Source organism: Caulobacter sp. HMWF025 (assembly GCF_003060965.1).
GTDB lineage: Bacteria > Pseudomonadota > Alphaproteobacteria > Caulobacterales > Caulobacteraceae > Caulobacter.
This window is the reverse complement of sequence record NZ_QAII01000001.1, coordinates 22,552-45,297: the sequence shown is the minus strand read 5'-3', so window position 1 is coordinate 45,297 and position 22,746 is coordinate 22,552. Positions and strand designations below refer to the sequence as shown.

Sequence of the window (22,746 nt, the reverse complement as noted above, 5' to 3'; positions counted from 1 at the left end):
CCTTGCCCGGGTCAGCCCCGGGCCAGGGTGGCCAGCTGAACCAGGATCTTCTCGGCGGCATCCAGACGCTGGGCCGGCGTTTCCCACTCGCCCTTGACCACCACCTTCTGGTCGGGACGCACCTTCCAGACGATGTTGTTCTTGGCCACGAACTGCATCAGGCCCAGTGGGTTGGCGTAGCTGTCATTGCGGAAGCTGGCCACCGCGCCCTTGGGCCCGACGTCGATCTTGGCGACATTGGCTTCGCGGCACAGGCCCTTGATGGCGACGACCTTGAGCAGGCTGTCGGTCTCGGGCGGCAACGGGCCGAAGCGGTCGATCAGCTCGGCCGCCAGCGCCTCGCGGTCGGCCGACTTCTCGGCTTCCGACAGACGGCGATAGAGCGACAGGCGCACGTTCAGGTCCGGCACATAGTCGTCCGGAATCATCACGGCCGCGCCGGTATTGATCTGCGGCGACCAGCCGCGATCCTCCAGCAGGGCCTCGGCCCCCTGGCGCTGGCGCAACTCGGCCACGGCGTCTTCCAGCATCTGCTGATAGAGCTCGACGCCGATCTCCTTGATGTGACCGCTCTGCTCGTCGCCCAGCAGGTTGCCGCCGCCGCGCTGGTCAAGGTCGTGGCTGGCCAGCTGGAAGCCGGCCCCCAGGCTGTCCAGAGACTGCAGCACCTGCAGGCGCTTCTCGGCCGACAGGGTGATGGTCTTCTCGTTCGGCGTGGTCAGATAGGCATAGGCCCGGGCCTTGGAGCGGCCGACGCGTCCGCGGATCTGATACAGCTGGGCCAGGCCGAACATGTCGGCGCGGTGAACGATCAGGGTGTTGGCCGACGGGATGTCCAGCCCACTTTCCACGATAGTGGTCGCAAGGAGAACGTCGTACTGGCCCTCGTAGAAGGCCGTCATCACGTCTTCCAGCTGGGTCGGGGCCATCTGGCCGTGGCCGACGACATATTTGACCTCGGGCACCTGGGTGCGGAGGAACTTCTCGATATCCTCCAGGTCCTTGATGCGCGGCACGACATAGTAGGCCTGGCCGCCGCGATACTTCTCGCGCAGCAGGGCCTCGCGCAGGGTCACCGGGTCGAACGGACTGATATAGGTCCGTACCGCCAGGCGATCGACCGGCGGGGTGGCAATGATCGACATCTCGCGGATGCCGCTGAGCGCCATCTGCAGGGTGCGCGGGATCGGCGTGGCAGTCAGGGTCAGCATGTGCACGTCGGCGCGAAGCTCTTTCAGCTTCTCCTTGTGCTTGACCCCGAAGTGCTGCTCCTCGTCGACGATCACGAGGCCCAGGTCCTTGAACGAGACCTGCTTGCTGAGCACCGCATGGGTGCCGACCACGATCTCCATCTGGCCATTGGCCAGGCCCTCGCGGGTCTCGGCGGCTTCCTTGCCGGTCACCAGACGCGACAGACGGGTGACCTTGACCGGCCAGCCCTGGAAGCGGTCCTTGAAGGTCTTGTAGTGCTGACGGGCCAGCAGGGTCGTCGGGCAGACGATGGCCACCTGCTTGCCGCTCATCGCCACCACGAAGGCCGCCCGCAGGGCCACCTCTGTCTTGCCGAAGCCGACATCGCCGCAGATCAGGCGATCCATCGGCTTGCCCGAGCCCAGATCACCCAGAACGTCGGCGATGGCCGACAGCTGGTCGTCGGTTTCCTCATACGGGAAGCGGGCACAAAACTCGTCGAACACCCCCGACGGCGGATCGGTTTCTTCCACCGACTTCAGCTGGCGGGCGGCGGCGATCTGGATCAGGCCCTCGGCCATGACCCGCAGACGTTCCTTGGCCTTGGCCTTGCGGCCCTGCCAGGCCGCGCCACCCAGCTTGTCGAGCTGGACGTTCTCACCGTCCGTGCCGTAGCGGGTCAGCAGGTCGATGTTCTCGACCGGCAGATAGAGTTTGGCCTCACCGCCATACAGCAGGTCGAGGCAGTCATGCGGCGCGCCCTGGACGTCGAGGGTCTTGAGGCCCTCGTAGCGGCCGATGCCGTGATCGATATGGACGACCAGATCGCCGGGCGTCAGGGCGCTGGCCTCGGCCAGGAAGTTGGCGGCGCGGCGCTTCTTGCGCGGCCTGGCCAGCCGGTCGCCGAGGATGTCGGTCTCGGAAATGACCGCCAGGTTTTCGGTTTCGAAGCCGTGGTCCAGCGGCAGCACGACCCGCTGCGGGACCTTGGGATCATTGGCCTTGGCCGCCTGCCAGTAGGCCGCATAGGGGATCTTCTTCAGGCCGTGATCGGCCAGCATGGTCCCGAGGCGCTCGGACGAGCCTTCCGACCACGAGGCGAACAGCACCCGCTTCCCGGCCGCAGCCAGGGCCCTGGCGTGATCGCTGGTGGCCTCGAACAGGTTGACGCTGTCCTGGGCCCGCTCGGCGGCGAACACCCGTCCCAGCTTGGCCCCCATGTCGACGACATCCAGGCCCTGGGGCTGGAAGGGCGTGAACTGGCGATGCGGCCGGTCCGACACCGCCTCATCCCATTCCCTGGCCGTCAGATAGAGGGCGGCGGGATCGAGAGGGCGATAGGCCGACTTGCGGTCGGCGCTGGCGCGGGCGTCGTAGGCGTCCTGGATCATGGCCAGACGCTCGTCGCGCGCCTCGCTGGTCTGGTTGTCGATGCCCAGCAGCGATCCGGCGGGCAGGTAGTCGAACAGGGTCGCCATGCGCTCGTAAAGCAGCGGCAGCCAGTGCTCGAGCCCGGCGCGGCGCCCGCCCTCGCTGACGGCAGCATACAGGGCGTCATCACCCGGGGCCCCGAACTTCGCCACATAGCCCCGGCGGAAGCGCGACACGCCGTCGGCATCAAGCAGGGCCTCGCTGACCGGCAGGAGATCAATCTCCTTCAGCTGCTTGGTCGAGCGCTGGGTTTCCGGATCAAAGGCCCGGATGCTCTCCAGGGTGTCGCCGAACAGGTCCAGCCGCACGGGCTCTTCGGCGGCCGAGGGATAGACGTCGATCACCCCGCCCCGGATCGCGAACTCGCCCTTTTCCGAGACCGTGGAGGCGCGGGCATAGCCGTTGACGGCGAAATAGCGCTCGAGATCCTTGATATCGACGCTGTTGCCGACCCTGGCCGAATAGCTGGCACGCAGCAGCACGCTCTTGTCGGGCACCCGCTGCAGCAGGGCCGGCGCAGCGATGACCAGCATGGCCGGCTTGGCCGTGCCCAGGCCTCGCGCCAGGCGCGACAGCGTGGCCATCCGTTGGGCTGCAACGCCTGCCGAGGGGCCGACCCGGTCATAGGGCAGGCAGTCCCACGACGGGAACAGCACGGCCTCGATCTCGGGCGCGAAGAACTTCAGGGCGTCGAGGAAGGCATTGGCCCGGGCGGTGTCGCGGGCCACGAAGGCGGTCAGGCCGCCGCGCGCCCGGGCGATGTCGGCCATCACCAGGGCATCAAAGCCCTCAGGCGCACCGGCCAGGGTCAGGCCGCCTGAGGCCTTGGCGATCTGCTTGGCGTCGTAGGCCATGAAACTCTCTTAAGCGCCGTCGCCGACCGGGCGCACGGCATGGGCCTCGAACCGGAAGGTGCGGATCATCGCCAGCACGTCGGTCTCGAAGGCCGGGGGGGTCGGCTCCTGACCGACGATCCAGGCATAGATCTCGCGATCCGGGTTCTCGAGCAGCGCTTCGAGCGTATCGAACTGCTCGGGCGTCAGGTTCTGGGCATGGTTGTCCGCAAACGGCCCCAGGATGAGGTCCGCTTCCCGAAAACCGCGATGCCAGGCGCGGAACCGAAGCCGCCGAAGGCGGGAGTCGTGATCGATGGTCATGTGCCGGCGGATATAGAGTGCAGGACGGTCGGGCGCCAGCGCTCAGGCCGGCTTGCGCCACGTCATTAGCACATACCAGGGCACACGATTGTAGCGCTCGGCCTTGGCGGGCTCACCACCGGTCGCTGCGGGCTCATCGAAATGGGTCAGGATCAGCCCCTGCCCCAGGAACCATTTCATGTAGTCGCTCAGGGGCCGGTGCCAGTTGCGGATCGAAATCCCCCGCCAGCGTTCCCAGGTGGACCGGCGCTCCAGATACCGGTCGATGGCGAAATGCACCCTTCGGCCCAGAAGGTTGCGCTGCCATCCATCATGGGCGCGGGCGCTGCTGAAGCTGCTGAGATTGGCCACCAGCAGGGTTCCGCCCGGACGCAGCACCCGGACCATCTCCGCAATGGCCGCCTCCGCGCCCTCGATGTCGATCAGGGTCAGATAGGTGACCACGAGGTCGAAATGCCCGTCGGGGAACTCCAGCGCCTCGGCTCGCCCCTCAAGATAGATTCCGTCGGGATCACGGATCCTGGCCTCGACCAGAAGCTCCGCCGTCGGATCAAGCCCGACGGGATCGAAGCCCTCGGCCCGGAGCATTCGGCAGAACCGCCCTTCCCCGCAGCCGACATCCAGGGCCCGGCCGCCGGACAGCAGCCTGAGCTGGGCCGTCATCGGGCCGTCCAGAACATGTTGCCGGCCAAAATCCCCGGTATCGCCCATGTCTGCGATCCAGGCCCGGGCGGAAGACGTCCAGCCGCTGTCGTCCATAGGTCTGCTCATCCCCGTCCTAAGCGCGCCGTGATTGACTTTGGCGCCATTACGCCTATTTATCCCCAACTTCGGAGCAGGTCTGGCGAATCCGCGCCGCCCGTTCGCCCACGCACGGGTGGCTCTGAATTTTCAGCCAGAATGACATGACAGAATTTTCCGAACTCGGGCTGTCGCCCACGACCCTGCAAGCGGTCGCAGACACCGGCTACACGACGGCCACCCCCATCCAGGCCCAGGCGATCCCGGTCGCCCTCGCCGGTCAGGACGTTCTGGGTATCGCCCAGACCGGCACCGGCAAGACCGCCGCCTTCACCCTGCCCCTCATCGACAAGCTGATGAACGGCCGCGCCAAGGCCCGCATGCCGCGCGCCCTGGTCATCGCCCCGACCCGCGAACTGGCCGACCAGGTCGCCTCCAGCTTCGAGAAATACGCCAAGGGCACCAAGCTCTCCTGGGCCCTGCTGATCGGCGGCGTGTCGTTCGGCGACCAGGAGAAGAAGCTGGATCGTGGCGTCGACGTGCTGATCGCCACCCCCGGCCGCCTGCTCGACCATTTCGAACGCGGCAAGCTGCTGATGACCGGCGTGCAGTTCCTGGTCGTCGACGAAGCCGACCGCATGCTGGACATGGGCTTCATTCCGGACATCGAGCGCATCTTCAAGATGACGCCGCCCAAGAAGCAGACGCTGTTCTTCTCGGCGACCATGCCGCCGGAAATCACCCGCCTGACCAAGCAGTTCCTCAAGGATCCCGTGCGGATCGAGGCCGCGCGTCCGGCGACGACCAACGAGAACATCACCCAACTGCTGGTCAAGGTGCCCTCCTCCGATCCCAAGGCCAAGCGCCTGGCGCTGCGGGCCCTGATCGAGAAGGCCCAGATCGAGACCGGCATCGTGTTCTGCAACCGCAAGACCGAAGTCGATGTGGTGGCCAAGTCCCTGCGCTCGCACGGCTTTGACGCTGCCGCCATCCACGGCGACCTCGACCAGAGCCAGCGCATGAAGACCCTGGCGGCCTTCCGCGACGGTTCGCTGAAGATCCTGGTGGCCTCCGACGTCGCCGCGCGCGGCCTCGATATCCCGGCCGTCAGCCACGTCTTCAACTACGACGTCCCGCACCATGCCGATGACTATGTGCACCGCATCGGCCGCACTGGTCGCGCCGGGCGTTCGGGCATCACCTACATGCTGGTCACCCCTTCGGACGACAAGGGCTTCGACAAGGTGGTCAAGCTGATCGGCTCGACCCCGGACGAAGAAAAGCTCGACCTCGACTACTCGGGTGCCGTCACCGTTCGGCGCGAAGGCGACAAGGACCGCAAGCGCGGCCGTGGCGCGCCTGCCGGACGTGAGCGTGGCGAACGCGAGACGGGCGAACGCTCGGCGCGCGGCGGCCGTGGCTCACGGGTTCGCGAGATCGAGGGCGATGCCCCGGCCGAGGACGCCGCCGTCGAAGCCGTTGTCGCCGATGCCGTGGAAGCCCCGGCCGAGGCCCGTGAAGAGCGCGCCCCGCGCGCCCGTCGCGAACGCAAGCCGCGCGGCGAGCGTACCCCGCGTGCTGAAGCCGTCGAAACGGTCGAGGCTGAAGCCGTGGCTCCGGCCCCGCGCGAACGCACCCGTCCCGAGCGCGAGCCCCGTGCCGAGCGCGAAGCCCGCCCGGCCCGCGAGGCGCGCCCCGTACGCGAAGTCCGGCCCGAGCGCGAAGTCCGGCCCGAGCGCGAAACCCGTCCGGCCCAGCCCGTCCGGGGGGTGCAGCCTGTTCGTGGTCGCGAGGATGACGACGACCGTCGGGTTATCGGCTTCGGCAACGACGTCCCGGCCTTCCTGATGCGGGCCCCGCCCCGTCTGCCCAAGACCCCGACCGACGACTGATCGTCAGGACGCGCGACCGGTCCAGGGCCTGTGCCCCCTCAAGGGCTGGGCCCAGACGATCCACCACGTCCCGTGCCGCCGATAGAGCTCGGTCGCTCCACCCTGCCTGAAGTCTTCAGCAGTCAGGAGAACCCGGCTGCGGCAGCTTTCAGGCAGCACCCGGGGGGTCGCACCGCGCAGGACGACAACCTCGGCCGCCAGGCATAGCCGTTCAAGCTCGGCCCCCTCGGGGCTGCGCCGGGTCCAGGACAGGGCGAGGCGCACCGGTGTGGCCGCTCCCGGCCGGCAGCTGCGGGCGTTGCAGTCAAATTCAGTGCCAGGCTCAAGAGCCAGGCCCCGCCGCCTCGCCCAGAGTTCTATGCCGAACCGGCGCGCCTCGGGTCGCAGGGCCACCGCCTGTTTGCCGACCCGCACTGCTGCGGCAGATCCATCCGCAGCGATCCAGGCGTCCGGCGGCTCGGGTCTTGGCCACAGGGCCACAGCGAGCGCCAGGGGCAGGCCCAGCCAGCGGACATGACCGCGCCAGAGACACAGCAGCATCACGCCGATCCAGGCCAGCAGCAGCGTGACCGGTGGCGCGCTGGCGACCACGGCCTGGCCGCCCGCGGCCTCGAAACGCGCGGCCACGGCGACCATGGCATCGACGCCCCAGCCGGCGATCGCGAGACAGGGCCCGCCCCACCCGACCGCCTCCAGAACCGTGCCGAGCGCCAGGAACGGCATGATGACGAAGGACGACAGCGGCGCGACGATCAGATTGGCCGGCAGCCCCCAGATCGCCACGCGGTTGAAGTGCTGCATGGCGAAGGGCCCGGTCGCCAGGCCTGCCACGAAGCTCGCCCCGACACTGACCGCCAGCCACTGGGTCGCGGCCTGGATCGCCCGAATCGGCCAGGGCACGGCGATCTCGCGCAGCGGTCTCGGCCAGGCCTCGGCCAGGGCGATCAGGGCCGTGGTCGCGGCAAAGGACATCTGGAACCCCGGTGCCCCGGCCGCCTCGGGCTGCAGCGCCAGGATGATCAGGGCCGCGACGGCCAGGCCATGCAGGGTGATCGCCTGGCGGTCGAAGAGGATGGCGGCAAAGGCCACGGCGGCGGTGATGGCGGCGCGCTCGGCCGGGGGCGGCGCACCGGAAATCACCAGATAGCCGATCACCGCCGAGAGCCCGGCCACGGCCGCTATCTTCTTGCCCGGCGCGCGCAGGGCCAGCCACGGCGAGGCCGCGATGGCCAGACGCGCGAGGCCGAACACGAACCCACCGACAATCGCCATATGCAGGCCAGAGATCGACAGGATGTGGGCCAGGCCCGAGGCCCGCATGGCCTCGGTCTGCTCCGGCGTAATCCAGGCCTCATGGCCGGTGACCATGGCCGCTCCGATCCCGCCACTGGTCGGCCCCATCGCCGCGAGGATCCGGCCGGCCAGTCGCCAGCGAAAACGGTTGACGGTCATCTCGGCCTGCAAGCGGCGCGGCGGCGGTTCCAGACGTGTTGACCCGATCTCGCCCAGGCAGAAACCTACCGCACCGACGGCGTCGAACCAGGCATCGCGGGCGAAATCATAGGCCCCCGGCGCGGCCGGCGGCGGCGGCGGCCCGAGAATGGCCCGGAACCGTACCGCCTCGCCAGGTTCGGGCACCAGGTCGCCGTCCACCGTGACCCGCAGCCGCTTGGGCGTCTCGGCCGGCGACAGGCCCGCGATGGCGACCGGGGCGATCAGCACACGCTGGCCACCGGCTCCGGGACTGACGACATCGACCACAAAGCCCTCAACCCGGCGCGGCAGGCGTTCGCCGTCGATCACCGGTGAAGCGACCCGGTCACTGCGAACCTTACCCGCAAGGCCCCCGGCGGCAGCAAAGGCCAACAGGGTAGTGACGACCACCAGCCCGCGCAGGGCCGTCCGCCGCGCCAGAGCTACCAGAACCACGCTCGCCAGCGCTGCCGCGAGCAGCAGCATCAGGGGCGGCTCGACCGGCGCTTCCAGATAGGCGGCGGCCCCCAGTCCAAAAGCCACGGGGCTCCACAGCACCCAGCGCTCCAGATTGTCGGTTCCCTCCTGCCTCAGACGGCGGAAGAGCGCCGTTGGACTAGGCCGGGCGCGAAACGCCGTGCTAAGACGCGCGCCAACAGCCGCGCCCCGGCGCGCACTCCCGGCCGTCTCGGCGGCGTCCAGCCTTTCAGCATTGAGTTCGATGTCGAACCCCTCCTCCACCGACCGCGGCGTGGTCACCCGCTTCGCACCCTCACCCACCGGCTTCCTGCACATCGGCGGTGCCCGCACCGCGCTGTTCAACTGGTTATATGCACGCCATACGGGTGGAAAGTTCCTTCTGCGCGTGGAAGACACAGATCGCGAGCGCTCGACCGAAGCCGCCGTCGCGGCGATCTTCGAGGGTCTGGACTGGCTGGGCCTGAAGTCGGACGAAGAACCGGTGTTCCAGCACACCCGCGCGCCGCGCCATGCCGAGGTCGTGCAGCAGCTGCTGGAGCGCGGCCGGGCCTATCGCTGCTGGATGAGCGTCGAGGAACTGGAAGTCGCCCGCGAAAAGGCTCGCGCGGAAGGCCATGCCATCCGCTCGCCCTGGCGTGACGCCGCCGAGCCGGGCGACCCTGCCCTGCCGCACGTGATCCGCTTCAAGGGCCCCGCCGACGGCGAGACCCTGGTCGACGACCTGGTCAAGGGTCCGGTGACCTTCCGCAACACCGACCTGGACGACCTGGTTCTGCTGCGCGCCGACGGGGCCCCGACCTACAACCTCGCCGTGGTGGTCGATGACCACGACATGGGCGTGACCCACGTGATCCGGGGCGATGACCACCTGAACAACGCTGCCCGCCAGACGCTGATCTACCAGGCCATGGACTGGGACCTGCCGGCCTTTGCCCACATCCCGCTGATCCACGGGCCGGACGGGGCCAAGCTGTCCAAGCGCCATGGGGCCCAGGCCGTCGGCGAGTTTGCCGACATGGGCTATATCCCCGAGGGCCTCCGCAACTATCTGGCCCGGCTGGGCTGGGGCCACGGTGATGACGAGGTGTTCGACGACGCCCAGGCCATCGATTGGTTCGACGTTCGCGATGTGGTCAAGGCCCCGGCCCGGCTGGACTGGGCCAAGCTGAATCACATCAACAGCCAGCACCTGCGGGTCGCCGATGACGCCCGTCTGGCCGATCTGACCCTGAAGGCCCTGGTCGCCCAGGGCGCGAATTTGCCCGCAGATGCCGCCGCCCGACTTCTCGCCGTGGTGCCCCAGGTCAAGGAAGGGGCCAAGACCATCCTCGAGCTGGCCGAGCATTGCGCATTCGCGCTGAAAATTCGTCCGTTCGGGCTTGAGGAAAAGACGACAAAACAACTGGTGGCCGAGACGGTCGAGCGGCTCTCCCGCCTGCGCGATCGCCTCGCCCAGACCCCCGACTGGGAGGTTGAGGCCCTCGGCAGCCTGTTGAAATCCTTTGCAGAATCCGAGGGTGTCGGGTTCGGCAAATTCGGCCCGTCGCTGCGCGGCATCCTGACCGGTGGATCACAGGCCCCTGACCTGAACAAGATCATGGCGGCTCTGGGTCGCGAAGAGAGTCTCGGCCGTCTTGACGACGCGCTGGCTGAGCGCGCATGAGGCGCTATAACGCACTCGCGAAAAGAAATTTGGACTGCTCGTTCCATCGATGAAGGGGGTTCCCGCATGACCGACAAAGCCACACTGACGATCGGCGACAAGAGCTACGACCTGCCGATCCTCAAGGGCAGCACGGGCCCCGACGTCGTGGACGTCCGCAAGTTCTACGGCGACAGCGACCACTTCACCTTCGACCCGGGTTTCACCTCGACGGCGTCCTGCGAGAGCAAGATCACCTATATCGATGGTGATGCCGGCGTTTTGCTGCACCGCGGCTATCCGATCGACCAGCTGGCCGAGAAGTCCTCGTTCCTCGAGGTCTGCCACCTGCTCCTCAACGGTGAACTGCCGACGGCCGACGAGTTCGCCAAGTTCGAGCACAACATCACCTATCACACGATGTTGCACGCCCAGTTCGACAGCTTCTTCCAGGGCTTCCGCCGTGACGCGCACCCGATGGCGATCATGACCGGCGCGGTCGGTGCCCTGTCGGCTTTCTATGCCGACAGCCTGAACGTCGATGATCCCAAGCAGCGCGAGATCAGCGCCCACCGCCTGATCGCCAAGATGCCGACCATCGCCGCCCGCGCTTTCCAGTACAGCGTCGGCCGTCCGTTCGTGTCGCCGCGCAACGAGCTGTCCTATTCGGAAAACTTCCTGCGCATGTGCTTCTCGGTGCCGGCCGAAGACTGGGTGCCCAACCCCGTCCTGACCCGCGCCATGGACCGCATCTTCATCCTGCACGCCGACCACGAGCAGAATGCCTCGACCTCGACCGTCCGTCTGGCCGGTTCGTCGGGCGCGCACCCGTTCGCCTGTATCGCTGCCGGCATCGCCTGCCTGTGGGGCCCGTCGCACGGCGGCGCCAACCAGGAAGCCCTCGAGATGCTCGAGGAAATCGGTTCGGTCGAGAACATCCCGGCCTATGTGCAGGGCGTGAAGGACAAGAAGTACAAGCTGATGGGCTTCGGCCACCGCGTGTACAAGAACTTCGATCCGCGTGCGAAGGTCATGCAGAAGACCTGCCACGAAGTGCTGGGCCAGCTGGGCATCAACGACCCGCTGCTCGAAGTGGCCATGGAACTGGAAAAGATCGCCCTCAGCGATCCCTACTTCATCGACCGCAAGCTCTATCCGAACATCGACTTCTATTCGGGCATCACCCTGCGGGCGATGGGCTTCCCGACCAACATGTTCACCGTGCTGTTCGCCCTGGCCCGTACCGTGGGCTGGATCAGCCAGTGGAAGGAAATGTTCGAGGATCCCGCCCGCAAGATCGGCCGTCCGCGCCAGCTCTATACGGGTGCGACCCAGCGCGACTACGCCCCGGTCGAAACCCGCGGCTGAACCTCACGTCAGACCTGATCCGGAAAGGCCCCGTCGCAGGACGGGGCCTTTTGCGTTGGGCCTCAGGGGCGCAGCAGGAAGGTCAGGATCTCGGCGACAGCGCGATACAGCGCTTCGGGGATCTCCTCGTCGATCTCGATGGTCGAGAGCGCCTGGGCCAGGGCCGGGTTCTCCTCGATCGGCACGCCATGCTCGCGGGCGGTCTCAATGATCCTGTCACCGATCCAGCCCTGACCCGAGGCGACCACGCGCGGGGCATCGGCCCCGTCATAGTGGAGCGCGACGGCGATCCGGGGGCGTACGGGACCGACCGGACCGGTCATGAGGCCCGGTCCACAAAGCGCCCCGCACCGCCTGCCAGGATCGGCGGTGCGCCGGCATGGAAGGCGAGCTCGGGCGTCAGTTCGGCCTGGCGCAGCGCGGCGTTCAGCGTCTCTTCTCCCCCGCGCAGGCGCGCCATGGCCTCCGGACGCTCGGCCCAGAGACTGACCCGGGTCTGGGCCCCGGTCAGGGCAATCTGTACGTGCACGGGCCCCAGCGGCTCGACATCGAGCGAGAAGCGGGCCCGCCAGGTCCGCTCGCCGGAGGGCCCGCCCGAGCCTCCGCCGCCCCCACCGTCCCGACTGATCTCGAACTGGGCGACAGCGATCCCCTGCGGGGTCTGCAGAGGCAGATCCAGCATGACCCGGGCGGGTGCCGATTCCGTCGGCCGCGGCGTCTCTGCGGGGTGCCCGGGTGTCGGTTCCGCCATGGAGGCGATCTGCATCAGGGTCTGGCGATCGATCGCACCACTGGTCTCACGCAGCAGATGCCGCGCCAGGTCCGGAGCCGAAGCGTCTGGGCGCAGGCTCGCCAGATGCGCCGCCTGGGGCGTCATCGGGCCGCCCGGAAAGGGCGGCGGCGGCGGCGCGCGACCCGGGGATGCCCCACCCGCTGCGCTCCGCTCGGCGATCTGGCGCGAAGACAGGTGGTCGGCATCCGGAAGCTGGAGCTCTTCCGGCAAAGACGCTTCTCCCGCCTCCGGCTGCGCCAGGGTGCCAGTCAAAAGCTTTTCGCCAGGAACAGCCGGAACCGTACGCCCGGCAGGCGATGCGGTAGCGAGCGGTCTCTCCGGAGCCCCGTCGGCGGCCGGCTCGTGAAGAGCGTCGGCCGGCAGGTCGGGGTCAGGTTCGGAACCGGCAGGCGTCGCGCCCCCCGGCGGCGCATCTACCTCTGACGCCGAGGCAGCCACCTGGGCAGAAATCAGGGTCGAGGCCGGGCTAAAGGATGCCTCGGAGGCCCGCAGAGCCTGGCCCTCCGGCGCGTGCGCCGGCGCGCTCTGACCCTGGCCCGGCAGACTCTCGAAGCTGGGGGCCGGGGCACCCACCCTCATCCCGTAGGCGACCGTCCCGCCGAGAGGGGGCGAAGACGGCGCTGTGGCGGGGGCCTGACCGGATGCAGGCCTGGCCGGCGGCCTGTCCCCGCCCCCGTCATGCTCCGGGCCAGACGGCTCCTGTACCTCCCCGAGCCAGGTAGAGACGACCGTCCGAAAGACCAGCAGTCCGGCCTTCAGGTCGCGCCCCAGATCAGGTTGTGGCAAGGCGGGAGATGAGCGTCCGGCCGTCCGTGCGGCCTCCGTCGCTCCCATACGGGCAAGGTCTGTTTCCAGAAAAGCCCCGGACCGCCGTACGGCCTCTCGCAACCGGCTCGAGGTCACAGGCTTGTCGGTCGGCAGGGCCGACCGGATCAGGGCCCGCGCCGCTTCCCGGACCGCAGGAGGCGTGTCCGGGCGGGAGGCCATCTCGGAGAGATCGGACAGCAGCGGGGCCAGACCGGTCTGGTGCGCCACCGCGCGGGCGGCGGCCTGCCGCACCACAGTCCGGATCGTCTCGGCATTGGGGGTGGTACCGGCCGCGACGTCCACGCCCTGGCTCGGCGAAGCCTTGAGCCCCGCGCCGTCGACACCCTTGCCGTCTGCGGATGCTAGCGCGCCCAGCACGGTGGCCGTCTCGGCGGTGGCGGCCCGTGCCCGCGCCAGCAGTGCCGCCGCGGCCTCAGCCGGCGCTCCACCGACCGGCAGGGCGGTATAGGTGGGCGAGACGGGCGCTGTCGGATCTATCGCCATGTCAGCTTTGCCAAGCGCCCAATGCGCCTGCCGGAAGTGTTGCAGCATATAACCTGTCCGTCAAAACGCTGCATGAGATGGACGGGGACCCGAGGATCGTGCTTCGGTGCAAACGGTTGTTTCAAATTGTCCAGGAGCCGCAGATCTTGAATCCCGTCTCCGGAGCGCAGGGCTGGACGGCCATCATCGAACACCGACGGCGTGACCTGCTCACGATCGTGCCGATGACGCTGCTCGCCGCCGCCGGCTCGGCTATCTGGCTCGGCCCCGCGCCCCCCCTCACCTGGCTGGGCCTGGTCAGTGTGCTGATCCTGGCCAATGCGGCCCTGTGCACCTGGATCGGGTTCCGGTCACCGGCCTCGTGGCACGAGGCCCTGATGACCGGCTTTACCCTGGTCTATACCGGGCTCTACTGCCTGCTCCCTACGACGCTGATCCTCTACGGGTCCCTGACCTCGGTCCTGGCCGGGGCCGCGATGCTGGGCGCCATTGCCCTTTCAAGCACGGCCGAGTTCGTCCTGTCGCGCCGGATCGGAGGGGCCTCGTTCGTCGCCCTGCTGCTGGTGATCCTGGTCTGCGGCGGTACCGCAGCGGGAACCGCCCGCTTCGGCCAGACCCTGGTGGCGATGATCGGGGCCCTGTCCTTCCTCGCCTACGTCTTCCAGTACGCCGTCCATCGCGAACGGGCCGAGCGTGAAATGGTGGCCGCCCTCGCACTCGCCCGCGACAAGGAGGCCGAGGCCGCCGCCGCCAACCAGGCCAAGACCATCTTTCTCGCCACCATGAGCCACGAGATCCGCACGCCGCTGAACGGCGTCCTGGGCATGGTCCAGGTGATGGAACGCGATGCGCTGACCGACAGCCAGCGCGAGCGGCTGAAAATCGTCCGGGAGTCGGGTGAGGCCCTGAAGTCGATCCTCAATGACGTGCTGGACCTGTCGCGGATCGAGGCGGGCCGGCTGGAACTCGATGCCGTCCCGTTCGACCTCGTCTCGCTGCTGACCAGCAGCCAGCAGACCTTCGCCATGCAGGCTGCGCAGAAGGCCCTGGAACAAAGGCTCGCGATCGCCGCGGACGCTGCCGGGGTCTATCGCGGCGACCCGGGACGCTTGCGCCAGGTGGTTCATAATCTTCTGTCCAATGCCCTGAAGTTCACAGGCTCAGGCTCAGTCACCCTCGCCGCGGAAGCTGTCCCGGGCGGCCTCCGGATCTCGGTCAGCGACACGGGCCCCGGCTTCACGAGTGACCAGTACGACAAGCTCTTCAGCCGCTTTGTCCAGCTGGATGCCTCGACCACGCGGGTGCATGGCGGTGCCGGCCTGGGCCTGGCCATCTGCCGCGACCTCTGTGGCCTGATGGGGGGCAGCATCTCGGTCGACAGCCAGCCAGGCCAGGGCGCGACCTTCACGATCGAGATCCCGCTCGAACGGCTGGCCGGTCAGGATGTACCGCCGGATCTGGACCAGGCCGTGCGCGCCAAATCCGGTCACCGCAAACTCCGGGTCCTGGCGGCGGAAGACAATCCGACCAATCAGAGGGTCCTGACGGCGATCTTCGAGGTTAGCGGCGTGGATCTCTTGGTGGTTGATGACGGGGCCAAGGCGGTCGAGGCCTGGCGCGCCCAGCCCTGGGATGCGATCCTGATGGACATCCACATGCCGGTCATGGACGGCCTGGCTGCCCTGGCCGAGATCCGCCGCTCTGAGGCCGAACTGGGCCGCCCCCGGACACCCGTGATCGCCCTGACGGCCAATGCGATGAGCCATCAGGTCGCCGACCTTCTGGCCGCCGGTATGGATGACCACGTCGCCAAGCCGATCGATGTGGGCCAGTTGCTGATGGCTCTCGACAAGGTCTAGGGCCGCCAGGGGCAGCCTTGGCCAGCGTCACCTTCGTTGCAGAAACGCGATCAAGGCATCGGCGGCAGCTTCCGAGGGATCCGGCATTCCGCGCCCCATCTTCTCGAGCGCTGCGTTCTGGGCGACGATCTGGGCGGCACGCGCGGCCGGGTCATCCAGCCGTTGGCCGATCTCCCGGGCCAGGCTGGCGGCCTGAAGCCCGTCCTGCAGATACTCCGGGGCAACGGCCTGATCGGCGGCGATGTTGAAGAGCGTGACCCAGCGCGGCTTAAACAGGCGCTTCAGCAGGCCATAGGTGATCGCGCCGGTGCGATAGCCGATGACCATCGGACAGCCGGCCAGGGCGAGTTCGGTGGTAACGGTTCCGCTACAGGCCAGGGCTACGGTCCCGGCGACCATGGCGTCATCCTTCAGCCCCTCATCCTCAACCAGATGGGCGCGGAAGGGCCAGCCGGCCACGCGGGCCCGGACGGCGTCTGCGACGGTCGAGGCCACCGGCACGACGACGGCGAGGTCGGGGCGGTTGGCCTTCAGCTGCCGCACCGCCGCTTCAAACACCGGCATGACCCGCTCGATCTCGGAGGGACGGCTACCCGGAAGGACCAGCAGGATGGGCTCGTCGGGCGTCAGCCCCAGGGCTTTTCGCAAACGGGCCGCATCGGCCCCGGCGAAACTCTTGGCCAGGGCCGAATTGCCGACAAAGACGCTCTCAAGGCCGGCCGCATCAAAATAGGGCCGGTCCATCGGCTGGATGGACAGCAGCAGGTCGACGGCCTTGGCCAGGGCCCGGGCCCGGCCGGGCCGATAGGCCCAGACCTGGGGCGCAACATACTTGACCAGGGGCAGGCCTGGATCCTGACGACGCAGGGCCTGGGCCAGCCGGATATTGAACCCCCAGGAGTCGATCAGGACCGCCACATCCGGCTTTTCCCGGGCCGTGAGGTCCAGGGTGTCGCGCAGGCGGGCCATGGCCCTGGGATAGGCCTTCAGGCTCTCCACGATGCCGATGATCGACAGCTGGGCGATATCGAAGGGGCTCTCCACCCCCTCGGCCGCCATCTTTGCGCCCCCGACGCCGACGAAGCGAACCGCATCGGCCCCGAGCCGGCGCTTCAGCGCCCGGGCCAGCCCGGCCCCGAGCGCATCACCCGAGGCTTCGGCGGCCACCAGCATGACCGTCAGAGGGCGTTTCACGACGGGCTCCGCGGCTCGACTCCCAGCACGAACAGGCCAAGGTCATCGGCGCAGGCGATGACCGCCTCACGGTCCAGCACCAGCAGACGACCGGCCTCGCCGACCACACCCGCCAGCCCGGCCCGCGCAGCCCTTTGCAGGGTGGCGACACCGATGGTCGGCAGGTCGACGCGGGTCTCCTGGATCGGCTTTGGAGCCTTGGCCAGAACGCCGCGCCGTTGCTCGGCACTACCGCGCAGGGCCTGCGGCAGGTCAGCGACCCGGCGCAGCATGGCGTCAGTGCCCTCCTGGGCCTCCACGGCCAGCACCAGGCCGTCACAGACGACGGCCCCCTGCCCCACATCCAGCTTGCCGATTTCACGGGCCACCAGCAGGGCCCGCTCGATGTCCGGCGTGTCCTGCGGGCGCGGAGCCAGGGCCCCCAGCACGCCGAGCGGCAGGGTCATCTCGCCGACGACCTCATGGGCCCCCTCGATGGCGAAGCCTTCCTTCTCGAACTCGGCCAGAACCCGGCGCAGCAGGGCATCATCCCCCTGGCGCGCGGCCTTGATGAGACCGGGAATGACCTGGAGTCCCCGAAGATCCGGCATGATGGCGGCGAAGTCTGGTCGCTCGACCGTGCCGGCAAAGCAGACAACCTCACAGCCCTCGGCCTTGAGCGCCTTGAAGACCTTGCCGAACTCGCCGAGACCGACCTCGGTGCCGGGAAAGCGCTCCAGAGACTCATCGGCAAAGCTCCGCAGCCGCATGACCGCAAACGGGCGACCGGCGGCCTCGCAATGGGTCGCGAGCTCGATGGGCAGCGCACCACCCCCGGCAATCAGACCAAGCTTGCGCATGGCTCGGGCCCTAGACTTCGCGTTCAGGCAGGCACAACGGCCGGTTGGCCTCTGCGCGGATGAAATCGACAATCTCCATGACCTCGGCATTGCCGGCATGGATCTCGACCACGTCTTCGAGTCGCTCCTGGAAGGTGCCTTCGTCAGCGAACATCAGGCGATAGGCCGCCCGCAGGGCATTGATCGCTTCACGACTGAAACCGCGACGCTTCAGCCCGACAAGGTTCAGGCCCTCGAGGTGGGCGTGGTTTCCCCAGACCGAGCCATAGGGGATGACGTCCTTGGTCACCACACCGCCGCCGCCGACAAAGGAGTAGCGGCCGATACGCGTGAACTGGTGGACGGCGCACAGCCCCCCCATGAATACGAAGTCGCCGATCTGGACGTGGCCACCCACGGTGGCGTTGTTGGCGAAGGTCACCTTGTCGCCGACCATGCAGTCGTGCGCGACGTGGGAACCGACCATATAGAGGCTGTCAGAGCCCACCTTGGTCAGCCCGCCACCGCCCACCGTGCCGGTGTGCATGGTGACGTGTTCGCGGATGGTATTGCGCTCACCGATCTCGAGGCGGGTATCCTCACCCTTGTGGGCCAGATGCTGGGGCGGAGCCCCCAGGAGGGCGAACGGGTAGACGGTCGTGGCACCGCCGATGCTGGTCGCACCGTCGATGACCACATGCGAGATCAGCCGAACCCCGTCGCCGAGACGAACCTTGGGTCCGACGGTGCAGAACGGGCCGATTTCGACATCCGCGCCGAGTTCGGCACCGGACGCCACCAGGGCTGTCGGATGGATCTGGGTCATTTGGTCGGCGTCTCCACGACCATGGCGGCAAACTCGGCTTCAGCGGCGACCTTGTCGTTCACCTTGGCCACGCCCTTGAACTTGAAGATCGTCGAACGCGAGCGCGTCACCTCGACCTCCATGCGGATCACGTCGCCGGGGCGCACGGGATTGCGGAACCGGGCGTTGTCGACCGACATGAAGAAGATGGTCTTGCCCTCGGTGTCGACTTCCAGCGACTTGCTCATCAGCACGGCACCGGTCTGGGCCATGGCCTCGATGATCAGGACGCCCGGCATCACCGGGTTACCCGGGAAATGGCCCTGGAAGAACGGCTCGTTCATCGTCACGCACTTGATGCCGACGATCGACTGGTGCGGGCGATAGTCCTCGGCGCGGTCCACCAGCAGGAACGGATAGCGATGCGGGATCCTGGCCAGGATCTCGGCGATATCGATCGCGATTTGCGCCGGTTCGGCGACGTCTTGGCCCATACTTAGCCCCTTGTTCCCCGGCCGCCCGCCATGCGTGACAGCCATGCGGTCTCCCGGAGCCACCGCTTCAGCGGGCGCGCCGGGAACCCAGTCCATGTTTCGCCCGCCGGTACGGGCTTGAATACCGATGCCGAGGCGCCGATGCTGGCGCCCGACCCGATCGTCAGATGATCGGCCACCCCGGCCTTCCCCCCGAACGCGACCCCGTCACCGATCACGGTGCTGCCCGAAATCCCGGTATAGGCCGCCAGGACGCAGTTGCGCCCCACACGCACGTTGTGGGCGACGTGGACCAGATTGTCGATCTTGGTGTTCTCGCCGATGGTCGTATCGTCAAAGGCGCCTCGATCGACGCAGCTGTTGGCCCCGAGCGTGACACCGTCCTGGATGACAACCCGTCCCAGCTGCGGCAGGTCGACAATGCCCTTCGGACCGGCCGCCGCGCCAAAGCCCGCCTCGCCGATCACCGCACCGGCGTGGATCGAAACCCGGTCACCGATCAGGGCAAAGCCGATCACGGCATTGGCCCCGATGATGCAGTCGCGGCCGATGCAAACCCCCGGCCCGATCACCACGCCCGGCGCGAGGCGGGAGCCTCGCCCGATCCGCGCGCCCTGCCCGACCGAAACGCCCGGTGCGAGCCGGGCTCCGGCCTCGATCTGGCTGTCCGGATGGATCAGACTTTCAGAGGGCCCGTGCAGGCGCGGGGCGTGCAGACGCGAGGCTGCCGCCGCCCAGGACGCCTGGGGATGGGCTGTGACCAGGGCCACACAGCCAGGCGGCAGGAGATCGCGATATTCGGAACGGACAAAACAGGCCCCGGCCCGAGTGGCCGCAGCGGCATCCCGACGCTTGGGGTCCGAGAAGAAGGCAACGGCTGTCGCCTCCGCACCGTCGAGCGGTGCGACGTGGCTGATCATCCGGTCGACGTGGCCCGGCTCGGTCAGGTCTGCCGAGGCCAGGCGCGCCAGTTCGGAGAGCGATACCGGACCCAGGTCCTCAAAGAAGCGTGGGTCCGGCATCAGATCCTCTCGCGCGAAAGGTCCGGACCCGAGGCCCGGACCGACTCGCCTATTTCTTGGTCGGCTGCAGAGCTTGAGCGCCCGGGATCTGTTGGTCCAGACGTTCGCGATCGAAGGTCAGGGTCTTGATGCGGGCGTTCAGCGCGGCGACAACGCCGTCGGTGATGTCCATGGCCGGATTGGCCAGCAGGACCGACTCACGGTCAAGCAGCAGGCCGCAGGTGCGCTGCTGATAGACCTGCTTGATGGCCGGATCGAGCTCTTGATAGACGCGCGACAGGGCCTTTTGCTCGGTCGCTTCGACTTCCTTCTGGCGCTGCTGACCCTTGCGCTGCCAGGCGTTGGCCTTGACCTGCAGGGCAGCGGCTTGCTGCTCCAGCGTGCCCTGGTCGAGGGTCGCGCGCTTGGCGTCCAGGGCCTTGGCTTCGGTGTCGAGCGCGGTGCGCTCGCCGGTCAGCTCGGCATTGACCTGCTGGATGATGGTCTTCAGGCGCGCATCGACGGCCTGACCGACCAGCGAGGCCCCGACGGCGCGCTGGCTCGAGAAGATGCAGACGCCCGGAAGCGCGGCACCGTGGGTGATGGCCGGGACAGCCGGCGCGGCCGGAGCCGCCGCCGGAGCGGTCTGGGCCATGGCGGCCGAGGTCATGGCGAGAGCGACGAGGCCGGAAGCGGTCGCGGTCAGAAACTTCGAGGTCATGTTTATTGGAACCTTGTGGAGGTGGAGAACCGGAACGTTTCGGTCCGGTCGTAATCTTCCCTGGAGAGGATCTTGCTGAAATCGAACCGGATCGGGCCCATGGGCGACTTCCAGTCGATGCTGATACCCGCCGAGGCCCGCAGGCCGAGGTCATCGCGGATATTGGGGTCAAAGACACCGGTCGAAGTCTGGCGATCGACGTCGTCAAGCAGACCGGCGGTGCCGAAGTCACTGAACAGGGCCGCCTTGATGCCGTACTGCTCGGGCAGCAGGGTCGGCACCGTCAGCTCGAACGAACCGATGGCATAGAGCTTGGCCCCCATCGAATTGCTGCTCGTGGAGATGTCGCGCGGACCGATACCGGCGGTTTCGAAGCCGCGGAAGTTGGTGCCGCCCTTGTAGAAGCGGTCGTTGATCCGGACGTTGTCGCCGCCCCAGCCCTCGATATAGCCGGCCGAACCGGTGGCGCTGAAGATGAAGTCCTTGTTGAAGCCCCAGTACCAGCCGGCATCGGCTTCGGTCTTCAGGTAGTTCACGTCGCCGCCGAAGCCCGCCAGATCCTGGTTGAGGTCGGCGAACCAGCCACGGGTGGGCTGGATCGGGTCGTTGCGCTTGTCGATCCGCAGGCCGTAGCCGATCAGCGAGGTCATGTAGGCCCCGCGCTGCAGGCACAGGATCTGCGAAACCGAGCCGCTGGTGCAGAGCCCGTCAGACACGCTTACCTCGTCCTGACGCAGCGTATAGCGCAGGCTCATCGAGGCATTCTGGGTCAGCGGGAAGCCGACGCGGACGTTGCCGCCAACCGACCGGGTGTCATAGGCGGCGTAGTCGCTGAGGTCGTAGCGGAACGAATACAGGTCTACGCCGGCCACCAGGTTGCGGTTCAGGAAGCGCGGCTCGGTGAACGCGAAGTCGACCTGCTGGCGCAGCGAACCGACAGAGACCCGGCCGCGCATGTTCTGGCCACGGCCGCGGAAGTTGCGCTCGGTGATGCCGACGTCGAGCACCAGCTTGTCGACCGAGCTGTAGCCGGCGCTGAACGACAGTTCGCCCGTCGGCTGTTCCTCGACCTTGACCCGCAGGGCCGTCCGGTCGGGGGCCCCGCCGGGCACTTCCTCGATCTCGACTTCCTTGAAGAAGCCCAGACGCCGGATGTTGTTCTTGGAACGGTCGACGAGGACGCGGTTATAGGCATCGCCTTCGGCCACTTCGAGCTCGCGGCGCAGTACGTAGTCGAGGGTGCGGGTGTTGCCGACGATGTCGATGCGATCGACATAGACGCGCGGGCCTTCCCGGACCTGGAACACGACGTCGACCGTGTTGGTCTCGCGGTTGGGCACATAGCGCGGACGCACGTCCACAAAGGCGAAGCCGGCCGCGCCGGCGGCAAAGGTCAGCGAGTCGGTGGCCTGCTCGATGCGCTCGTCTTCGTAGAGCTGACCCGTGCGGATCGGCAGGATCTGGGCCAGAAGCGTGCCATCCAGTTTCTTGAGCTCGGTATCGACTGTGATCTTGCCGAACTTGTACTTGGGGCCTTCTTCGAGGGTGTAGGTGACCGCAAAGCCGTTCTTGTCCGGGGCCAGTTCGGCGACCGACGAGATGACGCGGAAGTCGAAATAGCCGCGGTTGCGATAGTGCTTGCGCAGCTGTTCGCGGTCGTACTCGATCCGGTCGGGGTCATAGTTGTCGTTGCTGGTCAGGAACTTGTACCAGTGCGACTCCTTGGTCACGATCACGTCGCGCAGATCGTTGTCCGAGAACTCCGAATTGCCGAGGAAGTTGATCCCCAGCACGCCGCTCTTGGGGCCTTCATTGATCTCGAACACCAGGTCGACGCGCTTTTGCGGCAGTTCCACGACCTTGGGGGTCACGGTGGCCGAGATGCGGCCCGAACGCCGGTAGAGCTCGATGATGCGCTGAACGTCGGCCTGAACCTTGGCACGGGTGAAGATGCCCCGCGGGCGGATCTGCACCTCGTCCTTCAGCTTGTCTTCCTTGAGCGACGAATTGCCCTCGAAGACCACCTGGTTGATGATCGGATTTTCCACGACCTTGACGATCAGGTCGCCGGCCAGGATCTCGATCTTGACGTCGGCGAACAGGTCCGTGCGCGCCAGGGTCTTCAGCGCGAGGTCGAGGCGGGCCGAGTCGACCGTGTCGCCCGGCTGGATCGGCAGATAGGACATCACGGTCCCCTGCTCGATCCGCTCATTGCCCTGGATCACGATGCGCTGCACGACGCCGGAGGGCGCTGCGGTCTGGGCGAACGCGGCCGCGGGCGCGACAAGCGCTGTGGAGCCGAGAAGAAGCGCCATACCGGTGGCGAACGCGGCGCTGTGAGCGCGAAGATTGTTCATGGGACCATTCATGGACGA

At 67.6% G+C, this 22,746-nt stretch carries 17 protein-coding genes; 4 read left to right on the top strand and 13 right to left on the bottom strand.

All coding sequences use genetic code 11. The annotated features are described in order from the left end of the window. Nucleotides 1-11: 11 nt before the first annotated feature. Genes mfd through DBR10_RS00185 form a run of 3 tightly spaced genes read right to left on the bottom strand, consistent with a single transcriptional unit; the run spans nt 12 to nt 4,550 of the window. Nucleotides 12-3,476 (bottom strand): transcription-repair coupling factor, encoded by a 3,465-nt coding sequence (gene mfd / locus DBR10_RS00195; protein WP_108504624.1) that lies wholly within the window; start codon nt 3,474-3,476, stop codon nt 12-14. 9 nt (nt 3,477-3,485) lie between these two features. Further along, nucleotides 3,486-3,779 carry an FAD assembly factor SdhE gene (locus DBR10_RS00190; protein WP_108489893.1) on the bottom strand — a complete coding sequence of 98 codons (294 nt, stop codon included), beginning with the start codon at nt 3,777-3,779 and terminating at the stop codon, nt 3,486-3,488. Between the two features lie 42 nt (nt 3,780-3,821). Next, nucleotides 3,822-4,550 carry a class I SAM-dependent methyltransferase gene (locus tag DBR10_RS00185; protein ID WP_233243115.1) on the bottom strand — a complete coding sequence of 243 codons (729 nt, stop codon included), beginning with the start codon at nt 4,548-4,550 and terminating at the stop codon, nt 3,822-3,824. Between the two features lie 134 nt (nt 4,551-4,684). Here DBR10_RS00185 and DBR10_RS00180 point away from each other — a divergent pair, with 134 nt between their 5' ends. Beyond that, on the top strand, nt 4,685-6,412 hold the full coding sequence (locus tag DBR10_RS00180) for a DEAD/DEAH box helicase (protein WP_108556064.1): 1,728 nt from the start codon (nt 4,685-4,687) through the stop codon (nt 6,410-6,412). Between the two features lie 3 nt (nt 6,413-6,415). Here DBR10_RS00180 and DBR10_RS00175 read toward each other — a convergent pair whose 3' ends face one another. Beyond that, complete coding sequence (locus DBR10_RS00175; RefSeq protein WP_233243113.1) at nt 6,416-8,443, bottom strand: ComEC/Rec2 family competence protein; 2,028 nt, start codon at nt 8,441-8,443, stop codon at nt 6,416-6,418. A 163-nt stretch (nt 8,444-8,606) separates the two neighbouring features. Here DBR10_RS00175 and gltX point away from each other — a divergent pair, with 163 nt between their 5' ends. Further along, the gene (gene gltX, locus DBR10_RS00170) at nt 8,607-10,028 is read left to right on the top strand and encodes a glutamate--tRNA ligase (protein WP_108504997.1); all 1,422 of its coding nucleotides are present in this window, start codon (nt 8,607-8,609) and stop codon (nt 10,026-10,028) included. A 66-nt stretch (nt 10,029-10,094) separates the two neighbouring features. After that, the gene (gltA, locus tag DBR10_RS00165) at nt 10,095-11,375 is read left to right on the top strand and encodes a citrate synthase (RefSeq protein ID WP_108504998.1); all 1,281 of its coding nucleotides are present in this window, start codon (nt 10,095-10,097) and stop codon (nt 11,373-11,375) included. A gap of 62 nt (nt 11,376-11,437) precedes the next feature. Here the strand turns inward: gltA and DBR10_RS00160 are convergent, their stop codons facing one another. Next, complete coding sequence (locus DBR10_RS00160) at nt 11,438-11,698, bottom strand: EscU/YscU/HrcU family type III secretion system export apparatus switch protein (RefSeq protein WP_108490382.1); 261 nt, start codon at nt 11,696-11,698, stop codon at nt 11,438-11,440. After that, nucleotides 11,695-13,479 (bottom strand): flagellar hook-length control protein FliK, encoded by a 1,785-nt coding sequence (fliK, locus tag DBR10_RS00155; RefSeq protein ID WP_158272209.1) that lies wholly within the window; start codon nt 13,477-13,479, stop codon nt 11,695-11,697. The genes DBR10_RS00160 and fliK overlap by 4 nt, the downstream gene beginning before the upstream one ends. A gap of 146 nt (nt 13,480-13,625) precedes the next feature. Here fliK and DBR10_RS00150 point away from each other — a divergent pair, with 146 nt between their 5' ends. Then, nucleotides 13,626-15,338, top strand: coding sequence for an ATP-binding protein (locus DBR10_RS00150; protein ID WP_218278559.1), 1,713 nt, complete (start codon nt 13,626-13,628; stop codon nt 15,336-15,338). Nucleotides 15,339-15,365: 27 nt separating this feature from the next. Here the strand turns inward: DBR10_RS00150 and lpxB are convergent, their stop codons facing one another. The 7 genes from lpxB to bamA are packed head-to-tail and all read right to left on the bottom strand — an operon-like array spanning nt 15,366 to nt 22,740. Next, entirely contained in the window at nt 15,366-16,532 is a 1,167-nt protein-coding gene (gene lpxB, locus DBR10_RS00145; RefSeq protein WP_108556063.1) for a lipid-A-disaccharide synthase, read from the bottom strand. Then, entirely contained in the window at nt 16,529-17,371 is an 843-nt protein-coding gene (gene lpxI, locus DBR10_RS00140) for a UDP-2,3-diacylglucosamine diphosphatase (RefSeq protein WP_108505000.1), read from the bottom strand. The genes lpxB and lpxI overlap by 4 nt, the downstream gene beginning before the upstream one ends. 10 nt (nt 17,372-17,381) lie before the next feature. Then, on the bottom strand, nt 17,382-18,176 hold the full coding sequence (gene lpxA / locus DBR10_RS00135) for an acyl-ACP--UDP-N-acetylglucosamine O-acyltransferase (RefSeq protein WP_108505001.1): 795 nt from the start codon (nt 18,174-18,176) through the stop codon (nt 17,382-17,384). Beyond that, a complete protein-coding gene (gene fabZ, locus DBR10_RS00130) occupies nt 18,173-18,649 on the bottom strand; it encodes a 3-hydroxyacyl-ACP dehydratase FabZ (RefSeq protein WP_108505002.1) in 477 nt (158 codons plus the stop codon). The genes lpxA and fabZ overlap by 4 nt, the downstream gene beginning before the upstream one ends. Nucleotides 18,650-18,651: 2 nt before the next feature. Then, a complete protein-coding gene (gene lpxD / locus DBR10_RS00125; RefSeq protein WP_108505003.1) occupies nt 18,652-19,671 on the bottom strand; it encodes a UDP-3-O-(3-hydroxymyristoyl)glucosamine N-acyltransferase in 1,020 nt (339 codons plus the stop codon). Between the two features lie 49 nt (nt 19,672-19,720). Further along, entirely contained in the window at nt 19,721-20,371 is a 651-nt protein-coding gene (locus DBR10_RS00120) for an OmpH family outer membrane protein (RefSeq protein WP_108505004.1), read from the bottom strand. A 2-nt stretch (nt 20,372-20,373) separates the two neighbouring features. After that, nucleotides 20,374-22,740, bottom strand: coding sequence for an outer membrane protein assembly factor BamA (bamA, locus tag DBR10_RS00115; RefSeq protein WP_108505005.1), 2,367 nt, complete (start codon nt 22,738-22,740; stop codon nt 20,374-20,376). Between the last annotated feature and the right edge of the window lie 6 nt (nt 22,741-22,746).

Bases quoted from the DNA above. Each gene is read 5' to 3' on its own strand.
- mfd (WP_108504624.1), bottom strand. From the start codon at position 3,476: ATGGCCTACGACGCCAAGCAGATCGCCAAGGCCTCAGGCGGCCTGACC.
- DBR10_RS00190 (WP_108489893.1), bottom strand. From the start codon at position 3,779: ATGACCATCGATCACGACTCCCGCCTTCGGCGGCTTCGGTTCCGCGCC.
- DBR10_RS00185 (WP_233243115.1), bottom strand. From the start codon at position 4,550: ATGAGCAGACCTATGGACGACAGCGGCTGGACGTCTTCCGCCCGGGCC.
- DBR10_RS00180 (WP_108556064.1), top strand. From the start codon at position 4,685: ATGACAGAATTTTCCGAACTCGGGCTGTCGCCCACGACCCTGCAAGCG.
- gltX (WP_108504997.1), top strand. From the start codon at position 8,607: ATGTCGAACCCCTCCTCCACCGACCGCGGCGTGGTCACCCGCTTCGCA.
- gltA (WP_108504998.1), top strand. From the start codon at position 10,095: ATGACCGACAAAGCCACACTGACGATCGGCGACAAGAGCTACGACCTG.
- DBR10_RS00160 (WP_108490382.1), bottom strand. From the start codon at position 11,698: ATGACCGGTCCGGTCGGTCCCGTACGCCCCCGGATCGCCGTCGCGCTC.
- fliK (WP_158272209.1), bottom strand. From the start codon at position 13,479: ATGGCGATAGATCCGACAGCGCCCGTCTCGCCCACCTATACCGCCCTG.
- lpxI (WP_108505000.1), bottom strand. From the start codon at position 17,371: ATGCGCAAGCTTGGTCTGATTGCCGGGGGTGGTGCGCTGCCCATCGAG.
- lpxA (WP_108505001.1), bottom strand. From the start codon at position 18,176: ATGACCCAGATCCATCCGACAGCCCTGGTGGCGTCCGGTGCCGAACTC.
- fabZ (WP_108505002.1), bottom strand. From the start codon at position 18,649: ATGGGCCAAGACGTCGCCGAACCGGCGCAAATCGCGATCGATATCGCC.
- lpxD (WP_108505003.1), bottom strand. From the start codon at position 19,671: ATGCCGGACCCACGCTTCTTTGAGGACCTGGGTCCGGTATCGCTCTCC.
- DBR10_RS00120 (WP_108505004.1), bottom strand. From the start codon at position 20,371: ATGACCTCGAAGTTTCTGACCGCGACCGCTTCCGGCCTCGTCGCTCTC.
- bamA (WP_108505005.1), bottom strand. From the start codon at position 22,740: ATGAATGGTCCCATGAACAATCTTCGCGCTCACAGCGCCGCGTTCGCC.